Here is a 17427-nt window from a genome sequence, read left to right on the forward strand (position 1 = left end):
GGGGGAGCCCCTGGGGCCCACCGCCGGCCGCCCGGCTTACTTAGGTTAGGCTAACCATATGTCGATCGTGCAAGGGGGACGGCCCGGAACCGGGTCCCACCCCACCGGAACCCCACCACGGGAAGGGCGCACTGCCGTGTGGGCGGCCACCGGTCTCCTGCTCCTGCTGCCCCTCCTCGTCCTGCTGTCCCTGCTCATCGGCACCGGGTCGAGTTCGGCGGGCGGCGCCTGGGACTACCTCGTCGGCGACCCGGCCGCACGGGCCGACGCGCAACTGCGCCTGGCCGTCGTGGACGTACGCCTGCCGCGCACACTCGCCGCGGTCCTGGTCGGGGCCTGTCTGGGAACGGCCGGCTGCCTCCTGCAGGCCGCCACCCGCAACCCGCTCGCCGAGACGGGGCTGCTCGGTGTCAACTCCGGAGCCGCCTTCGCCGTGGTGCTGGGGCTCACCTTCTTCGGCGCGGACTCACCCGCCTCCTTGCTGGTGTGGGCCCTGGCCGGAGGCATGGTCGCGAGCGCGGCCGTCCTCCTGTTCGCCGCGTCCGGACGCGGCGGGGGCTCCCCGCTGCGGCTCGTCCTGGCCGGATCGGCGCTCGGTGCCACCTTCCACGGCCTCACCTCGTACGTCCTGCTGGGCACCCAGTCGACCTTCGACACGTACCGCTACTGGACGATCGGTTCGCTCGCCGGCATCGAACTCTCCGACCTCGCACCGCTCATGCCCCTGATCGCGGTGGGCCTGCTCACCGCACTCGGCTGCGCTCGCCCGCTGGCCGCGCTCGGGCTCGGGGACGACGGCGCCCGCTCGCTGGGCCACCATCCCGGCCGGATCCGGCTCGTCGTCGCCGCGGCCGTCTCGCTGCTCGCCGGCTGCGCGGTGGCCGTGGCCGGCCCCATCGCCTTCCTCGGACTGTTCGCGCCCTACGCCGCGCGGGCTCTGGCCGGGGCACGGATGACCGCCGCCCTCGTCCTGTCCGCCCTCATCGCGGCCGACATCATGATCGTCGCGGACATCCTCGCGCGGATCGTGATCCGGCCCTGGGAGACCCCGGTCAGCGTGCTGCTCGCCTTCGTCGGCGGCCCCCTGCTCGTGTGGATCGCCCGCTCCTCGCGACTGTCCGCGGCGGGAGTTCCGGCGTGACGGACGTGACCCCCACTGCCCATGGCGGGAGTTCCGGCGTGACGGACGTGACCCCGGCTGTCCACCACGGAACCCGCCCGGCGGACGTGACCCCGCCCGACAGCGTCGTGCTCCGCACGGGGACGCTCTCCTGGCTCCTCCCGAGGCGCAGCGCGCTCGCCGCCGCGCTGCTCCTTCCGCTGCTGGTCCTCCTCATCACCCTGGCGGTGATGGCGAGTTCGACCGGAATGACCCTCTCGCAGACCCTTTCGGGACTCCTCGGAACCGGCGATGCCGGAACCGTCATGATCGTGCGCGACTTCCGGCTTCCCCGGGTCTTCACCGGTCTGCTGGTCGGTGCCGCCCTCGGCATCGCGGGCTGTCTCACCCAGACCCTGGCCGGCAACCGGCTGGCCACACCCGACCTGGTCGGGGTCAACGACGGCGCCACCGCTGCCGTGGTCGCCGCGGCCGCGGGATCCGCCACCGGCATGGTCGGCAACTGGTGGCTCGGCCCGATCGGAGCCGTGGCCGCCGCCGTCCTCGTCGTCCTGTGCGCGGGAGGAGCGGGGAGCGCCGGATACCGGCTGCTGGTGACCGGGATCGGCATCTCCACCTTCATCGGCGCGGTCAGCGACCTGATCATGTCGCGCGAGAACGACAACACGGCGGGCGGCGTGTTCCTCTGGGCCGTGGGCAGCCTCAACGGACGCGACTGGGACGCCGGGATGCCGTTGGCGGTGGTCCTGCTGTTCCTCGTCCCGCTCTCGCTGGCCGCCGGGCACCGGCTGCAACTGCTGCGCTTCGGCGACGAGGTGGCGAGCTCCCTCGGCGTCGACCTGCGACGGGTCCGCACCGTCGCACTCGTCCTCGCCGTCCTGCTGGCGGGCACGGCGGTCGGCGTCGGCGGCCCCATCGCCTTCGTCGCGCTGGCGGCGCCGATCCTCGCTCAGCGGCTGACCGGTCCCACCCGCGTCCCGGTCACCGCCTCGGCGCTGACCGGAGCCGCGCTGATCGCCGCGGCCGATGCGATCGGACGTGTCGCCGCGCCGGTCGAACTGCCCGTCGGGGTCGTCACCAGCGTCCTGGGCGGTCCCTTCCTCCTGTGGGTACTGCTGCGGCCAGACCCGGCCGCCGGAAAGGCGTGAGCCGCACATGACCGAGAATCCGACCGGTACGAAGGCGGGCCTCGAAGTCCGTGGCCTGCACGCCGGATATCCGGGCCGACCCGTCGTCGAGAACGTCGACCTCACTGTCCCCGCCGGGCAGGTCGTCGCGATCGTGGGACCCAACGGCTGCGGGAAGTCGACCCTGCTGCGGACCGTCGCCCGGCTCCACCGCCCCGAGTCCGGCACGGTCCTCATCGGCGGCACGGACATCTGGGAGACCGGCCGACGCAGGGCCGCCCACCATGTCGCGCTGCTGCCGCAGTCACCACGCGCCCCCGAAGCGGTCACGGTGGCCGGGCTGGTGCGCTACGGCCGCAGCCCGCATCAGGGGCTGCTGCGCCAGTGGTCGCGCGAGGACGAGCGGGCGGTACGCGAGGCACTCGACGCCACCGGGACCACCGCGCTGGCCGGGGAGCGCATCGACCGGCTGTCCGGCGGGCAGCGCCAGCGCTGCTGGCTCGCGATGGTGCTGGCCCAGCAGACCCCGGTCGTCCTGCTCGACGAACCGACGAGTGCCCTCGACCTCGGGCATGCCGTCGAGGTCCTGGAACTCGTCCGCGAGGTCGCGGCCACCGGCCGCACCGTCGTCATGGTCCAGCACGACCTCGCCGCCGCGGCCCGCTACGCCGACCTGCTCGTCGCCATGAAGGGCGGCCGCGTCATCGCCACGGGCGCACCCCGGGAGACGGTCGACGAAGCGCTGGTGAAGGAGTTGTACGCGCTCGACGCGGACATACTCGCGGCCCCGGGCGACGGCTCACCGGTCGTGGTGCCGCGCAGCCGTGCCGGCGTCGCCGTGCAGCCGACCCCCGCCCCCTGATGTCCTAATTCACCGATTCGTCGGAATGGTCAAGAATGACCACCGTGGTCATGTTTCCGGGGGTGTGACTCTCCGACGGAGGGCAAATCACCCTTTTCGGGCGCAGTGGTCAGCGTCACGTTTCCCGCTCCTGACGCGGAACCAGACGCTTCGGTTCCCTGACGCCCCAAGAAAGTTGACCCGCCCGGATGTGACGGGCGTCGCACATTTCCTTTTATTGATCTTGCGGATCAATTGTGATCAGGAATTCCGGGCTTGTTTCGCCCGGTCTTTCTCGCTTACGGTCACCGTCAATCCGGATGGAACGCCGAATCCTGCCGCCGTCCGGTAACCCGACCACTCACGTGCGGCAGGAGCGGGGGACCCAGGTTTGCCGCCGTTCCGGGAATCCGGAGCGGCTAGGGGTGAAGTCGCCATGTGCGGCCGGACATCTCCAGTCCGAACCCGACAGCTCACCTCGCAGGCGGCGGAGAGGAAAAGCGCCATGCCCATCAAGGGTCAGCACCGTCGTTCCAAGTCCACCCCCCTGACCCGCGGTCTCATTGCCGTGAGTGCGGGCGGCGCGGTTCTCGCGCTCCCCCTGATCGCTGCCGGATCGGCTTCCGCCGCACCGGTCCAGTCGGTCGTCGCGGAAAAGGCCGCAGCCCCGGTTTCCGTTGCCGGCAAGGGAATTGCCGTACAGCAGGCCAAGTCCACCACCTATTCCGTGGTCTCCGGCGATTCGCTTTCCAAGATCGCCCGCGGGCATTCCCTCGACGGCGGCTGGGCGCAGCTCTACAAGGACAACCGGAGCGTGGTCGGCGGCAACCCCGACCTGATTCACCCGGGCCTGAAGCTGACCATCGGCGCCAAGTCCACGGCCACCGCCCCCAAGGCCGCGACCAAGTCCGAATTCAAGTCGGAGAACACCTCCGGCAGCGCCGCGCAGCCGTCGGCCGACCGTGCCGAGAGCACCGACCGCGCCGACCGATCCCAGCGGACGGCGACCCCCGTCGCCGAGCAGACCGCCGAGACCGTCGAGACCGCCCCCGCGCAGAGCGCGACGGCGTACACCGACGACCTCGACGGCTGGATCAAGGAGTCCCTCGCCGTCATGGCCGAGCACGGGATCCCCGGCAGCTACGACAGCATTCACCGCAACATCCTGCGCGAGTCCTCGGGCAACCCGCAGATCGTCAACAACTGGGACTCGAACGCCGTCGCCGGCACCCCGTCCAAGGGCCTGCTCCAGGTCATCCAGCCCACGTTCGACGCCTACCACGTGCCCGGCACCTCGCTGGACATCCTGGACCCCGTCGCCAACATCACCGCCGCGTGCAACTACGCCGCCGCGACGTACGGCTCGATCGACAACGTCTTCGGGGCCTACTGATCCACTGAGGTACCGCCCTCGCGCCGAGCCGTGAAAAGGGGTGGAAGAGAGCTGGACAGCTCTCTTCCACCCCTTTCGCGATGCCGTACAACCCTTGTGCCGCAGAGCCGGTCCAACAGGGCGCCAGGAGGCTAACGGGCTCTTCCCGGCATCCCCCCGGTCCCGCCCGGTCATCCTTGAACCGAGGAGCCGCTCGTGCGCACCTACCGACCGGCCGCCGTTGTCGCGGCCTCATTCCTCCTGATGGCAGGAGCCGCCGCCGCCGCGCCCTTTGCCGCTGCCGGCACTCCCGGCGGAACGCACGCGGACGACCATCACACCGACTTCAACGGTGACGGCTACGAGGACGTGCTCATCGGCGCGCCCGGCGGGACCATCGGCGGCAAGAAGGGCGCCGGCTACGTCACCGTGCAGTACGGCGGGCCGGGCGGCATCGACACCGCCCGGGGCGCCCTCCTCAGCCAGAACACCACCGGGGTACCGGGCGGCGCCGAGGCCGGGGACGGGTTCGGCGCCGCCCTGACCACGGGCGACCTGGACGGGGACGGGTACGACGACGCCGTCGTGGGCCTCCCCGGCGAGAACGTCGAACCGGTGACCGACGCGGGCGGCATCGTCGTCCTGTGGGGCTCCGCGCAGGGGCTCTCCGGATCGGGCAGCGACTGGCTGCAGGCCGGAGAACCCGCCGTCGGCGCCGGGTTCGGCAGCGCACTCGCCGCCGCGCACTTCAGCCCCGACATACCCGGCGACCAGCTGGCCGTGACCGACCGCGCCGACTTCACCCTGTTCCAGTACGCCCCGGGAACCCGCCGGAACGCCACGTCGAGCAGCAGCCACGTCCCCGGCACCCCCGGGCGCGAGATCGCGCCCCGCGCCCTGACCACCGGCGACTACGACGGGAACGGTCTCGCCGACCTCGTCATCTCCGGCGTCACCGTCGGCGAGGAGCCGGGACACGGCTGGTCCGCGCTGCTCCTCGGCGAGGTCCAGGGCCTCCGCTACGACCACGACCTGCGCGGCGGCCCGGCCGTCGCCTCCGGCGACATCGACCACGACGGCTACGACGACCTCGTGACCGGGGAGCCGCACAGCCCCGACGACGGCGGCGCGTCGATGACCGGCGGTGTGGTCGGCGTGTACTACGGCAGCGCCGGCGACGGGCCGGTCGGCGCCGAGGGCCCGGGCACCCCGCCCGTGTGGTGGACGCAGGACACCCCCGGTGTCCCCGGTGGCCCGGAGGCCGGCGACGGCTGGGGCGCCGGCCTCTCCGTCGCTGACACCGACGGCGACGGGTACGCGGACGTGGCCGTCGGCGCCCCCGGCGAGGACGTCGGAACGGTCGCCGACGCGGGGGCCGTGTGGGTGCTGCGCGGCGCGGCCGGCGGGCTGACCGCCACCGGTGCTGCCTCCTGGGACCAGGACTCGGTGAACGTGCCGGGCGTTCCCGAGAAGAGTGACCGCTGGGGCGGCCAGGCGCGGCTGACCGACCCCGACGACGACGGGCGGTCCGGTCTGCTGACCGCGGCGCCCGGAGAGAACGCCGGGGACGGCATCGTCTGGGCGTTCCCTGCCGGTTCCGGCGGCGTGACGGCCGCCGGCTCGTGGACGTTCGACGCGGGAACGTTCGGAGGTACGGAGACGGGCGCCGGCTACGGGACCGCGATCGGCGGGTAACAGCCCGGACAGCGGGGCGGGGACGGGCTTCTCGGGCCTGTCCCCGTACGCTCCCAACCCGGTGTGCGATGCCACTATGAACCTTTCATCCCGCGCGCTACCCTCCGCCGCATGATTTCCACGGTGGTCTGGGGAACCGGCAATGTCGGCCGTGCGGCCATCCGCGCCGTCGAGGCCAATCCGGCCCTGAAACTCGCGCACGTACTCGTCCACGACCCCGGCAAGGTGGGCCGCGACGCGGGCGCCCTGGCCGGGCTGGACCGCGATCTGGGCGTCGCGGCGACCGACGACGTCGAAGCGGTGCTCGCCACGAGCCCCCGGGCGGTCGTGTACGCGGCCTCCGGCGACATCCGCCCCGACGAGGCACTGGCCGACATCACCAGGGCGGTGGCCGGGGGTGCCGTCGTCGTCACCCCGGCGCTGTACGCGCTCTACGACCAGCGCGGCGCCCCGCCCGAGCTGCGCGAACCGGTGCTGGCCGCCGTGGCCGGCGGTGGCGGATCGCTCTTCGTCTCCGGCGTGGACCCCGGCTGGGGCAACGACGTACTGCCCCTGCTGATGAGCGGGCTCGGCACGACAATCGACGCGATCCGCTGCCAGGAGATCTTCGACTACTCCACGTACGACCAGCCCGACTCGGTCCGCCACCTGATCGGCATGGGACACCCCATGGAGTACGAGCCCCTCATGCTCGCGGACTCCGTTCCGACCATGGTGTGGGGCGGTCAGATACGGCTGATGGCCCGGGCCCTGGGCGTGGAACTCGACGACATCCGCGAGACCATGGCCCGGCGGGCTCTCGAAACCACCGTCACGACCAGGACGATGGGAGAGTTCGGGGCCGGCACCCAGGGAGCGGTCCGCTTCGAGGTCCAGGGCATCGTCGAGGGCGAACCCCGCATCGTCATCGAGCACATCACCCGCATCCATCCGTCGTGCGCTCCGGACTGGCCCTCGCCGCCCGACGGTGCCGGTGCCCACCGGGTGATCATCGAGGGACGCCCGCGCATCGAGGTGACCGTCGAGGCCACCGACGAGGGCGAGAACCGCTCGGCGGGCGGCAACGCCACCGCGGTCGGCCGGCTGGTGAACGCCATCGACTGGCTGGTGGAGGCGGAACCCGGACTCTACGACGCGCTCGACGTCCCCCTGCGTCCCGCAGCCGGCCGACTCGGAAGGAAGCAGTCATGATCATCGACATCCCCGAGGGCCAGGAGCCGATCGGCTACGTGTGGGGCGACATGGTCCCCGGCATCGGCATGGCCGCCGCGAACTTCTCGCTGTCGGTGTACGAGCACACCACGCTCGGACTCCGTGAGTTCGAGGCCGCCAGGCTCCGCATCGCACAGATCAACGGCTGTCTCTTCTGCCTGGACTGGCGCACCGAACGCGACGGGCAGAAGGTCGAGGAGGAGTTCGCCGGTGCGGTGGACGAATGGCGCACCACCGAGGCCTTCGACGACCGGACCCGGCTGGCGGCCGAGTACGCCGAGCGGTACGCCCTGGACCACCACGGCCTGGACGACGCGTTCTGGGCCCGGATGACCGCGCACTACAGCCAGCACGAGATCGTCGAGCTGAGCATGAGCATCGGTTCCTGGCTGGCGTTCGGCCGGCTCAACCATGTGCTGGGCCTCGACGCGGTGTGCGTACTGCCGGGCCACTGAGGAACAGCCGGCGGGCCCTGCCACGGCGCGCACATCCGGTAGGAGGCCGGTCCGTCGCCTCCTACCGGAAGGTTCGCGCGTGGGGACCCGCCGTCACAGATCGGTGGCGATGATCTTCTCGATGTTCCGTTCGGCGAGCGCCGTGATGGTGACGAACGGATTGACGCTGGTGTTGCCCGGGATCAGCGAGCCGTCGATGACGTAGAGGCCCGCGTAGCCGTGCAGACGGCCGTAGTTGTCGGTGGCCCGGTCGAGGACGGCGCCGCCGAGCGGATGGTAGGTGAGGTGGTCGCCCCAGATCTTGTAGACGCCGAAGAGGTCGGTCCGGTAGATGGTCCCCTCCCTGGCGTTGATCTTGTCGAAGATCGTCTTCGCCATGTTGATGGAGGGCTGCTTCCAGGCGGTCTGCCAGTTCAGGTCGACCTTGCCCGTGGCCGCGTTCCAGGAGAACTGGGCACGGTTCGGGTTCTTCGTGATCGACAGATAGAACGAGGCGAACGTCTCGATCCCGGTCGGCAGCGGCGCGACCTCGGCGAACGCGCCTCCGGCGGCCCAGTTGTCGATACCGCCGCACGGGATGCTCGACTGGACCGCGCCGGTCGCGTCCCACACGTGATTGGCGCGGCCGCACATGACGTTGCCGTTGTCGCCCCAGCCCTTGCCGATCTCGTCGTTCAGACCGGACAGAGCGCCCGTGGCCTTCAGCCGGGTCAGCAGCTTGCTCGTGCCGACACTGCCCGCGGCGAAGAACACCTTGTCCGCCGTGACCGTCTTGGTGGTCGCGACGCTCCCGTCGGTGCGGAGCTCGTCGATGACGACCGTGTAGCCGCCACCCGTCGCCGGAGCGACCGAAGTCACCTGGTGCAGCGGTGAGATGGTGACGTTCCCGGTGGCTTTGGCCTGGGCGAGGTAGGTCTTCTGCAGCGACTTCTTGCCGTAGTTGTTGCCGTAAAGGATCTCACCGTCCAGCGCCGACTTGGGTACGGTGCCGGCCGCCTCCTGCTCCATGTAGTCCCAGTCGTACACGTCGGGCACGAAGACGAACGGGAAGCCCGAGCGTTGCGCGTGCTTGCGGCCGACGCGGGCGTACTTGTAGCAGTCCACGCTGTCGAACCACGCCGGGTCGACGGTGCCGACCCCGAGCCCGGCGTTGGCGCGCGGGTAGTAGGTGGCGTACATCTCGTCGGCGTTGACGGAGGGGAGGACGGCGCCGAAGTTCTCGCGCTTGGGCGTCACCGCCATGCCGCCGTTGACCAGTGACCCGCCCCCGACGCCGCGCCCCTGGTACACCGTGATGCCGCTGAAGTCCTCGGCGTCCAGGATGCCGGTGTAGCGGGGGATCGCCCGGTCGATGGGGAAGCCGAGGAAGTTGCTGAGGGGCTGCTTGGACTTGGTGCGGAGCCAGTACGAACGTCCGTCGGGACTCGTCGTGTTGGCGAAGATCTTGCCGTCCGCCCCGGGGGTGTCCCAGGCCATCCCCATCTCGACCAGATGGACGTGGACCCCTGCGCGGGCGAGCCGCAGGGCGGCGACGGAACCCCCGTACCCGGTGCCGATGACCAGAACCGGGACATGGTCCCCGCTGCCGATCACCGCCGCTGTTCCGGTGGTGCGCGCCTGGGCGGTGGTGGCGTGGCCGGAGAGGGCTGCGGCTCCCAGAATGAAACCTGTTCTAGCCATGAATCCGCGACGGGAGACCTCGCTCGATCTCTTGTGGGGTAAGCTCGAATCCGTCATGTGACGTTCCTCACTCTCGATCGAATGGGAACGAGTTCTACTGGCGCTCGCGTGAGAAGTCACTACATACCTATGGGTAATTTCCCCGGGCCCGCGCGTGTCCGCCCCCGGCGCCGGGGGCCGTCGCCGGCCGCTGTCGTCCCGGATGCGGCGCCGGGGCATCGCATGGATGCTGGGAGGGTCAGCGTTCCATGAGGAGGAAAGTCATGAGCATGCTCGACAAGATCAAGGGCCTGATGAAGGGGCATCCCGACCAGACCCGCCAGGGAGTCGAGAAGGGTGGCGACTTCGTCGACAAGAAGACCGGCGGCAAGTACGGCGGCCAGGTCGATTCCGCCCAGCAGAAGCTCAATGACGAGTTCGGTGGCCGCCGTCCGCCCACCGGCGAACAGTAGGGGCGCCGAACCCTCCGCAGGGCCTGCGCCCGTTCAGCGGGCGCAGGCCCTGCGCTGTGCGTCGAAGGCGGATCGCCGGGCAGGCGCGCCCGAGGAGCGGCAGTCTCCGTGGGGACGGTGGCTGCCGCTCCTGAGGCGCGCGCGGCGGCCCGGCGCGCCGAGAGGTCAGTTGTGGCCGAACTTCCGCTCGCGCTTGTGGGAGACCTGCTCCGAGATCGCCTTCACCGCATCGGGGGCGGGCGCCGTACTCGTCTGCTCCTTGGCCTCCGAGGCCGTGGAGTGCTCATGGCCTCCGGTACGGGCGCCGCGGTTCTGCCGGCTCTGCTTCTTGCCCATGATCGTGCCTCCTCGCGGATGTCGGACGATGGGCTGACTTCAGAGTTGCATACAAGGACGGAGGGTGCATTTCGGTAGCCCGCGCCGGACGCTCCGAAGTGCGCGCAACGGTGGCTGAGGAGCATGCTGGCTGTGTGACCTGGTACGGCGCGGTCCGGCGCAAGCCCCTGAGCCAGGGCAGTGGTGTGTCCGGGAGGCTCAGCACCGGCCGGGCGCCGGACGAGCTGTCGCTGGTGCTCTCCCAGGCTGTCGTGAACGCGATCGAATCCGCCGGCGGCCAGGCGGGCGGTGTCTATCTGCGCTCCCTCACCCCCGGGCTCCTGCGGCTCGCGGTACTGGCAGGACTGCCGGGCCCCCTGTTCCGTCCCTGGTGGCGGATGCATGTGAACCGGCCGTTCCCGGTGGCCGAGGCGTTCCGGTCGGGACAGCCCGTGCACCTCGCCGACGCGGAGGAGGCGATGCGCCGCTTCCCCCAGTTGATGGCGGGCCTGCCCTTCCCCTTCGGCTCGCTGTACGTACCGGTAGTCAGTCGCGGCAAGCCGGTCGGCGTCCTGGTCGTGCTGCGCGCGGCGACCCCCGGGAAACCGGTGGGGAGCACCGACCGGCGCAGACTGCGGGGCATCGCCGAAGGGCTCGGTGGGGCGCTGGCCGCTCTGGAGTCCGCGGGGACAGCCGTGGAGTGGGACGAGGAACCACTGCCCGTCCAGCTGCCGGCGGGCACCTCGCCCCCCGTTCGGATCGGACGCTTCGACTGGGACCTGGAGAGCGGAGTCGTCGGCGCCGACGACGAGCTGGTCGCCATTCTCGGCACGGGACGGCATCGGTTCCCCGGCACCATCGACGCGCTGGCGGCCCGGCTGGCTCCGGAGGACGTGTACGGGCTGTGGGCCCTGGCCCGCCAGGCCGCGGACTCGGGGGGCCCCGTCGTCCGCAGGATGCGGCTGCGCGGCCCCGACGGACGCTCGCACCTGCTGGAGGTCTCCGGCCGCCGGGACAGGGGTGCGGACTCCGCCGCGTCGACGCACCTGACCGGATTCCTGGTGGACCTCGGCATCGGCCCGGTCGTCGCCGAGGCGGCCGACCGGCTGCCGCGCGGCATCTTCTCCCTCGACCGCTTCGCCCGGATCACCTACATCAACCACCTGGCCGAGGAGATCCTCGACCACCCCCGGTCGGAGCTGGTGGGACGGGTGCTCTGGGAGGCCCTTCCCTGGTTCGCGAACCCTGCCTACGAGGACCACTACCGCGCCGCGATGCTCTCCGACGCCCCGGTCCACTTCCTCGCCCGCCGCACGCCTCCGCCCTGGCTCTCCGTCTCCCTGTACCCCGGCCACGACGGCGTCACCGCCGTGCTGACCCCCACCGAGCAGCCGGTCTACGCGCCGGGCTCCGTCGTATCGCCCGGGCTGGGCCTCGGTTCCCCGGCCGACCGCTCCGCCGCGCTCTACCGGCCGGTCGCCCTGGCCATCGCCCTCACCGAGGCGGTCACCGCCCGGCAGGTGTCCGCCGTGGTCACCGAGGAGCTGCTGCCCGCCTTCGGTGGCCGCCAGCTCGCGATCTACCTGCTGAAGGAGCGCCACCTCTACCTGGAGTGGGAGACCGGCTTCCCCCACGGCTTCCTGGACCGGTTCGACGGCGTGGACCTGGGCGCCCGCATCCCCGGTGTCGAGACGCTGACCACCGGGCGTCCCATCTTCTTCGAATCCATGCAGCGCCTGGCCGCCGCGTACCCCGGTATCCCGATGGAGACGGACGTCGGGGCGCGCGCCTTCCTGCCGCTGATCGCCTCCGGACGGCACGTCGGCTCCTGCATCCTCGGCTTCGACCAGCCGCGCGGCTTCAGCCCGGAGGAACGCACGGTCCTGACGGCCCTCGCCGGCCTCATCGCCCAGGCACTGGAACGGGCCCAGCGCTACGACACCGAGGCCGCCCTGGCCCGCGGCCTGCAGAACGTCCTGCTCCCCCACGGGCTCCCCGTCGTGGACGGAGTCGACACCGCGGGCCGGTACCTCGCCGGCACCCAGGACATGGACGTCGGCGGTGACTGGTACGACGTCATCGAGACCGACGGAAAGCTCGCCCTGGTCATCGGGGACGTACAGGGACACGGTGTCGCAGCCGCGGCGACCATGGGCCAACTCCGAAGCGCGGTACGCGCCTTCGCACTCAGCAGGCACGATCCCCAGGCGGTGGTGAGCGGCACCAACCGGCTGCTCATCGATCTCGACCCCGGCCAGTTCGCCAGCTGCTGCTACATCCTCATGGACCCCGCCACCGGCCTCACGCAGGCCGTCCGGGCCGGCCACCCGCAGCCCGTGCTCCGCCGCGCCGACGGCACGGCCGAGGTCATGGACCTGCCCGGCGGCATCGTGCTCGGCGTCGACGCCCAGGCGTCCTACCCCGTCACCGAACTGCACCTCGAACCCGGCGCGATGCTCGTCCTGTACACCGACGGCATGGTCGAGGAGTCGGGCACGGACATCGACGTGGGAGTTGAGCGGCTGCGCGGCATCATCGCCGAATACGGCCCGGCGCCCCTGGACGACACGGCGGACCATGTGATCGGCCGTGCCCGACAGGCGGCGGACCGGCCCGACGACATCGCCCTGCTCCTCGCCGCCCGATGGGCCGACGGGGAGGTACCCCGCGGCAGGCGGCTTTAGAACCTCTTAACCGGTCCTCCCGACAATGCCGGTTCACACCGGAGACCCGGCTGTGAACCGAGTGCCTGGGGGCCGCATGAGCATCGACACCGTGACGACCGAGACCGTGGGGCTGCCCGAGTTCCCGATGACGCGCGGCTGCCCCTACCACCCGCCGGCCGGGTACGAGGAACTGCGCAGGGAAGGTCCGCTCGCGCGCGTGCGGCTGTACGACGGCCGCGTCGCCTGGGTGGTCACCGGATACGAGGAGACCCGCCGGCTGCTCGTCGATCCCCGGCTCTCCTCCGACCGGACCCGCCCCGACTTCCCGGTGCTCGTCCCGCGCATGGCCGCCGCCAAGCTGACCGCGCTGGTGGGCATGGATCCGCCGGAGCACGACATCCAGCGGCGCATGCTGATCCCCAGCTTCACCGTGAAGCGAGTCAACTCCCTGCGGCCCGCCATCCGGCGCGTCGTCGGGGAGAAGATCGACGCGCTGCTCGCCGACGGGAGAACCACCGCGGACCTCGTGCCCGAGTTCGCGCTGCCGGTTCCCTCCACCGTCATCTGCGAACTCCTCGGCGTTCCCTACTCCGACCACGACTTCTTCGAGCAGCAGACGAGCCGGATGGTGCAGGCGACCAGCACGGCGCAGGAGGCGTCCGACGCCAGTGCGGCCCTGGTCGGCTACTTCCGTGAACTCATCGCGGCCAAGGAGACGAAGCCGGGGGAGGGGCTGCTCGACGAACTGATCGTCGAGCGGCTGGCCACCGGGCAGCTGGAACGGCTGGAGCTGGCCTCCATCGCGATGTTCCTGCTGGTCGCCGGCCACGAGACGACCGCGAACATGATCGGGCTGAGCGTGCTCACCCTGCTCGAACACCCCGAGCAGCTCGCCGAGTTGCGCAGCGACCCGGGCGTCGCGTCCGGAGCGGTCGAGGAGCTGCTGCGCTTCCTCTCGGTCGCCGACGAGCTCCAGCGGGTCGCGGCCGCCGACATCGAGATCGGCGGAGTCGTCGTCAAGGAGGGCGACGGCGTCTACCTGCCGAACGCGGCGGCCAACCGCTCACCGCGCGTCTTCACCGACCCCGACACCCTCGACGTCCGGCGCGGCACCCGCCACCACCTCGCCTTCGGCTACGGCGTCCACCAGTGCATCGGCCAGAACCTCGCCCGGGCCGAGCTGGAGATCGCCCTCCATGAACTCGCCACCCGCATACCGACGTTGCGGCTCACCGAGCCCCTCGACGCACTGGGCGTCAAGCCGGGCGGCTCCGTGCAGGGGGTGTTCCGGCTGCCGGTCACCTGGTGACGTCCGCCGTACGACGACGGGAGCCGGGCCCTGCGCACAGGGGCCCGGCTCCCGTCGTCGCGCCCGGTCTACGCCGCGGCCAGCTCGTCCCGGATGAATCCGGCGACGGCGGACGGTGTCGGATGATCGAAGAGCAGCACCGGTGGCAGCAGCAGCCCGGTCGCCTCGCAGAGCCGGTTACGGACCTCCAGCGCGGTGAACGACGAGAAGCCGATCTCCAGGAAGTTGTCCTCGGCCGCGATCGACTCCGGTGACTCGTGACCGAGCACATGCGCCGCGTGGAGCCGTACGAGATCCAGCAGCGACCCTCCCTCCTCCGGGGCCAGCTCCTCTGGCTCCGGCGCGCGCCTCGCCTTCGGCGCGCCGCCCGCCGGAGCCGGCCACCAGTGGTGGGTGTGCTCGAACGGATAGGTCGGCAACTCGGCCGGGGGCGCCGCCTGTTCCCCGTACCAGGTCTCCCAGCGCACGGCGCTGCCCGCGGCATGGAGGGCGGAGAGCGCCGCCGCGAACGTCTCCTCGCCCCGGCGGTCGCGCACCTGCGCCGGGACGACCAGGGGCGCGGTCCCGGGCAGGCAGGCGGCCACCAACGGGGTGAGCGCCGCGTCGGGGCCGACCTCCACGAACGCCGTCGCCCCCGCACCCGCCAGCGTGACCACCGCGTCTCCGAACCGCACCGGTGAGCGCAACTGCCGTGCCCAGTAGTCCGGTTGCCGCAGCTCGTCGAGACCGGTGAAGCTCCCGGTCAGATCGGAGACGACGGGAATCCTGGGTTCGTGGAAGCGCAGCCGGGCCACCACCGCACGCACCCCGTCCAGCGCTCCGTCCATATGGTGGGAGTGGAACGCGTGACTCACCCGGAGGCGGTGCGTCCTGCGGCCCCGCTCCCGGAACGCGTCGGCCACCTCCGCCACCGCGTCCGCGTCTCCCGAGACGACCGTCGACAGCGGACCGTTGACCGCGGCCACGCCCACCCTTCCCCCGTACCCGGCGAGAGCCTCGCGCACCTCCCCCTCCGATGCCTCGCACGCCACCATCGCGCCCCCGCCGGGCATGGACTGCATCAGCCGGCCCCGCGCGGCGACCAGGACACAGGCGTCCTCCAGCGACAGCACCCCCGCCGCGTGCACGGCGGCGAGCCCGCCGATCGAGTGCCCGGCGACCTGGACCGGAGCCGGAAGCGACTGCTCCAGGAGGCGGAACAAGGCGGTCTCGACGGCGAACAGCGCGGGCTGGGCGTACTCGGTCCGCTCCAGCAGCGCCGCTTCCGGACTGCCCTCCGCCGCGAACAGCAGGCCTTTCAGCGGGCGAGGCAGAACCGGTTCGAAGGCGTCGCACACCTCGTCGAGAGCCTTGGCGAACGCCGGCCGGAGTTCGTACAGCTCTGCTCCCATGCGCGGGCGTTGACTGCCCTGCCCGGTGAAGAGGTAGGCGGTGGCGGGGGGTGCGGCCGCACTGCCGTACACCGCCCGGGCAGGCCTGCCGCCCGACGCCAGTGCGGCCAGGGCCGCCAGCTGGCCGGTGCGGTCGCCCGGCAGGACCACCGCGCGATGGCGAAGCGGCGTACGCCCCAGGGCCAGCGTCCGGCCCACGTCGTGGGCCCGCACACCCGGTGTCGCGACCAGATGGGCGTGCAGCCGGCCGGCCTGGGCCCGTAGCGCCGATTCCGTATGGGCCGACAGCGGCCAGGGAGCCGGGGGCTCCGGCAGGAGGGTGACCGGGGCCCCTTCGGCGGGGGCCCCCTCCTGCGTTCCCTCCGCCTCGTCCCCGGCGTCGGCCTGTTCCAGGATGACGTGTGCGTTGGTGCCGCTGATCCCGAAGGACGAGACACCGGCCCGGCGCGGCCGGCCCCGGTCGGGCCACTCGACGGCCTCGGTGAGCAGTTCGACGGCACCCGACGACCAGTCGACATGCGGGGTCGGCTCCGTCACGTGCAGGGTGCGCGGCAGCACCCCGTGGCGCATCGACTGCACCATCTTGATGACACCGGCCACCCCGGCCGCCGCCTGGGTGTGGCCGATGTTCGACTTGAGCGAACCCAGGAGAAGCGGCTCACCCTCCGGACGGCCCTGGCCGTAGGCGGCGAGCAGCGCCTGCGCCTCGATCGGGTCGCCGAGCCGGGTACCGGTGCCGTGCGCCTCCACCGCGTCCACCTGCTGCGGGGCGAGCCGGGCGGAGGCCAGCGCCTGCTGGATGACCCGGACCTGCGTCGGGCCGTTGGGGGCGGTGAGGCCGTTGCTCGCCCCGTCCTGGTTGACCGCGGAACCGCGCAGCACCGCGAGGACGCGGCGTCCGTTGCGGCGGGCGTCGGAGAGCCGTTCCAGCAGGACGAGGCCGACCCCCTCCGAGAACCCGGTGCCGTCGGCCGCCGCGTCGAACGCCTTGCAGCGGGCGTCGGGGGCCAGCCCGCGCTGCCGGCTGAACTCGACCAGGAGCAGCGGGGTGGCCATCACGGTGACGCCGCCCGCCAGCGCGAGATCGCTCTCACCGCGCCGCAGCGACTGGGCCGCCAGGTGCATGGCCACCAGCGAGGACGAGCACGCGGTGTCGAGCGTGACGGCCGGGCCCTCCAGACCGAGGTGGTAGGCGATCCGGCCCGAGGCGACACTTGTCGCGTTGCCCGTCATCAGATGCCCCTCGAACCCCTCGGGCAGCCGGTCCGGCGGCGGCACGTACGCCTGCGACACCACCCCGGCGAAGACGCCCGTACGGCTGCCGCGCAGGGAGTCCGGGGCGATGCCGGCGCGCTCCAGGGTCTCCCAGGCCACCTCCAGGAGCTGCCGGTGCTGGGGGTCGGTCGCGACGGCCTCCCGCGGGCCCATGCCGAAGAACGGTGCGTCGAACGCGCCGGCGCCCTCCAGGAAGCCGCCCTCGCGGGTGTAGGTGGTGCCGGCCCGGTCCGGATCCGGGTCGTAGAGCCGCTCCGTGTCCCAGCCGCGGTCCTCGGGGAAGCCGGACACCGCGTCCGTCTCGTCTGCCACCAGCCGCCACAGCGCCTCCGGCGAGTCGGCTCCGCCCGGGAACCGGCAGCCCATCGCCACGATCGCGACCGGCTCGTGCTCCTTGTCCTCCAGCTCCTTGATCCTGCGCCGGGCCTGCCTGAGATCGGCCGTGCTCCGTTTCAGGTAGTCGCGGAGCCTGTCCTCGTTACTCATCGCCATCGCCCTCTCGTACGCTGAAATGGCC

At 71.7% G+C, this 17427-nt stretch carries 13 protein-coding genes and 1 riboswitch; of the genes, 10 read left to right on the forward strand and 3 right to left on the reverse strand.

Annotation, left to right across the window (positions count from 1 at the left end):
- Nucleotides 1-58 precede the first annotated feature (58 nt).
- From OG959_RS35475 to OG959_RS35505, 7 genes are all read left to right on the forward strand, one after another.
- A complete protein-coding gene (locus tag OG959_RS35475; protein ID WP_326665133.1) occupies nucleotides 59-1141 on the forward strand; it encodes a FecCD family ABC transporter permease in 1083 nt (360 codons plus the stop codon).
- Between the two features lie 38 nt (nucleotides 1142-1179).
- A complete protein-coding gene (locus tag OG959_RS35480) occupies nucleotides 1180-2268 on the forward strand; it encodes a FecCD family ABC transporter permease (protein ID WP_326665135.1) in 1089 nt (362 codons plus the stop codon).
- Nucleotides 2269-2275: 7 nt separating this feature from the next.
- Nucleotides 2276-3109, forward strand: a complete 834-nt coding sequence (locus OG959_RS35485) for an ABC transporter ATP-binding protein (protein WP_326665137.1) — start codon at nucleotides 2276-2278, stop codon at nucleotides 3107-3109.
- A 295-nt stretch (nucleotides 3110-3404) separates the two neighbouring features.
- Nucleotides 3405-3590: riboswitch (cyclic di-AMP (ydaO/yuaA leader) on the forward strand.
- Nucleotides 3591-3593: 3 nt separating this feature from the next.
- Nucleotides 3594-4481: a transglycosylase SLT domain-containing protein gene (locus OG959_RS35490; RefSeq protein WP_326665139.1), complete on the forward strand. Its 888-nt coding sequence runs from the start codon at nucleotides 3594-3596 to the stop codon at nucleotides 4479-4481.
- A 195-nt stretch (nucleotides 4482-4676) separates the two neighbouring features.
- The gene (locus OG959_RS35495) at nucleotides 4677-6155 is read left to right on the forward strand and encodes an esterase (RefSeq protein WP_326665141.1); all 1479 of its coding nucleotides are present in this window, start codon (nucleotides 4677-4679) and stop codon (nucleotides 6153-6155) included.
- Between the two features lie 111 nt (nucleotides 6156-6266).
- The gene (locus OG959_RS35500; RefSeq protein ID WP_326665143.1) at nucleotides 6267-7346 is read left to right on the forward strand and encodes an NAD(P)H-dependent amine dehydrogenase family protein; all 1080 of its coding nucleotides are present in this window, start codon (nucleotides 6267-6269) and stop codon (nucleotides 7344-7346) included.
- Entirely contained in the window at nucleotides 7343-7822 is a 480-nt protein-coding gene (locus tag OG959_RS35505; protein ID WP_219571770.1) for a carboxymuconolactone decarboxylase family protein, read from the forward strand. The genes OG959_RS35500 and OG959_RS35505 overlap by 4 nt, the downstream gene beginning before the upstream one ends.
- A gap of 93 nt (nucleotides 7823-7915) precedes the next feature.
- On the opposite strand, the gene OG959_RS35510 is transcribed toward OG959_RS35505, so the two are convergent.
- Nucleotides 7916-9502 (reverse strand): GMC oxidoreductase, encoded by a 1587-nt coding sequence (locus OG959_RS35510; protein ID WP_442805695.1) that lies wholly within the window; start codon nucleotides 9500-9502, stop codon nucleotides 7916-7918.
- Between the two features lie 263 nt (nucleotides 9503-9765).
- On the opposite strand from OG959_RS35510, the gene OG959_RS35515 reads away from it, so the two are divergent.
- Nucleotides 9766-9954: an antitoxin gene (locus OG959_RS35515; RefSeq protein ID WP_148016652.1), complete on the forward strand. Its 189-nt coding sequence runs from the start codon at nucleotides 9766-9768 to the stop codon at nucleotides 9952-9954.
- Nucleotides 9955-10119: 165 nt separating this feature from the next.
- Here OG959_RS35515 and OG959_RS35520 read toward each other — a convergent pair whose 3' ends face one another.
- A complete protein-coding gene (locus tag OG959_RS35520; protein ID WP_326665150.1) occupies nucleotides 10120-10290 on the reverse strand; it encodes a hypothetical protein in 171 nt (56 codons plus the stop codon).
- A 134-nt stretch (nucleotides 10291-10424) separates the two neighbouring features.
- Here OG959_RS35520 and OG959_RS35525 point away from each other — a divergent pair, with 134 nt between their 5' ends.
- Both OG959_RS35525 and OG959_RS35530 read left to right on the forward strand, forming a co-directional pair.
- The gene (locus OG959_RS35525) at nucleotides 10425-12953 is read left to right on the forward strand and encodes a SpoIIE family protein phosphatase (protein WP_442805696.1); all 2529 of its coding nucleotides are present in this window, start codon (nucleotides 10425-10427) and stop codon (nucleotides 12951-12953) included.
- A 76-nt stretch (nucleotides 12954-13029) separates the two neighbouring features.
- Nucleotides 13030-14244, forward strand: a complete 1215-nt coding sequence (locus tag OG959_RS35530) for a cytochrome P450 (RefSeq protein ID WP_326665152.1) — start codon at nucleotides 13030-13032, stop codon at nucleotides 14242-14244.
- 68 nt (nucleotides 14245-14312) lie between these two features.
- Here OG959_RS35530 and OG959_RS35535 read toward each other — a convergent pair whose 3' ends face one another.
- On the reverse strand, nucleotides 14313-17396 hold the full coding sequence (locus OG959_RS35535) for a type I polyketide synthase (protein ID WP_326665154.1): 3084 nt from the start codon (nucleotides 17394-17396) through the stop codon (nucleotides 14313-14315).
- Nucleotides 17397-17427 lie beyond the last annotated feature (31 nt).

This window comes from Streptomyces sp. NBC_00385 (assembly GCF_035917155.1).
Taxonomy (GTDB): Bacteria; Actinomycetota; Actinomycetes; order Streptomycetales; family Streptomycetaceae; genus Streptomyces; species Streptomyces poriferorum.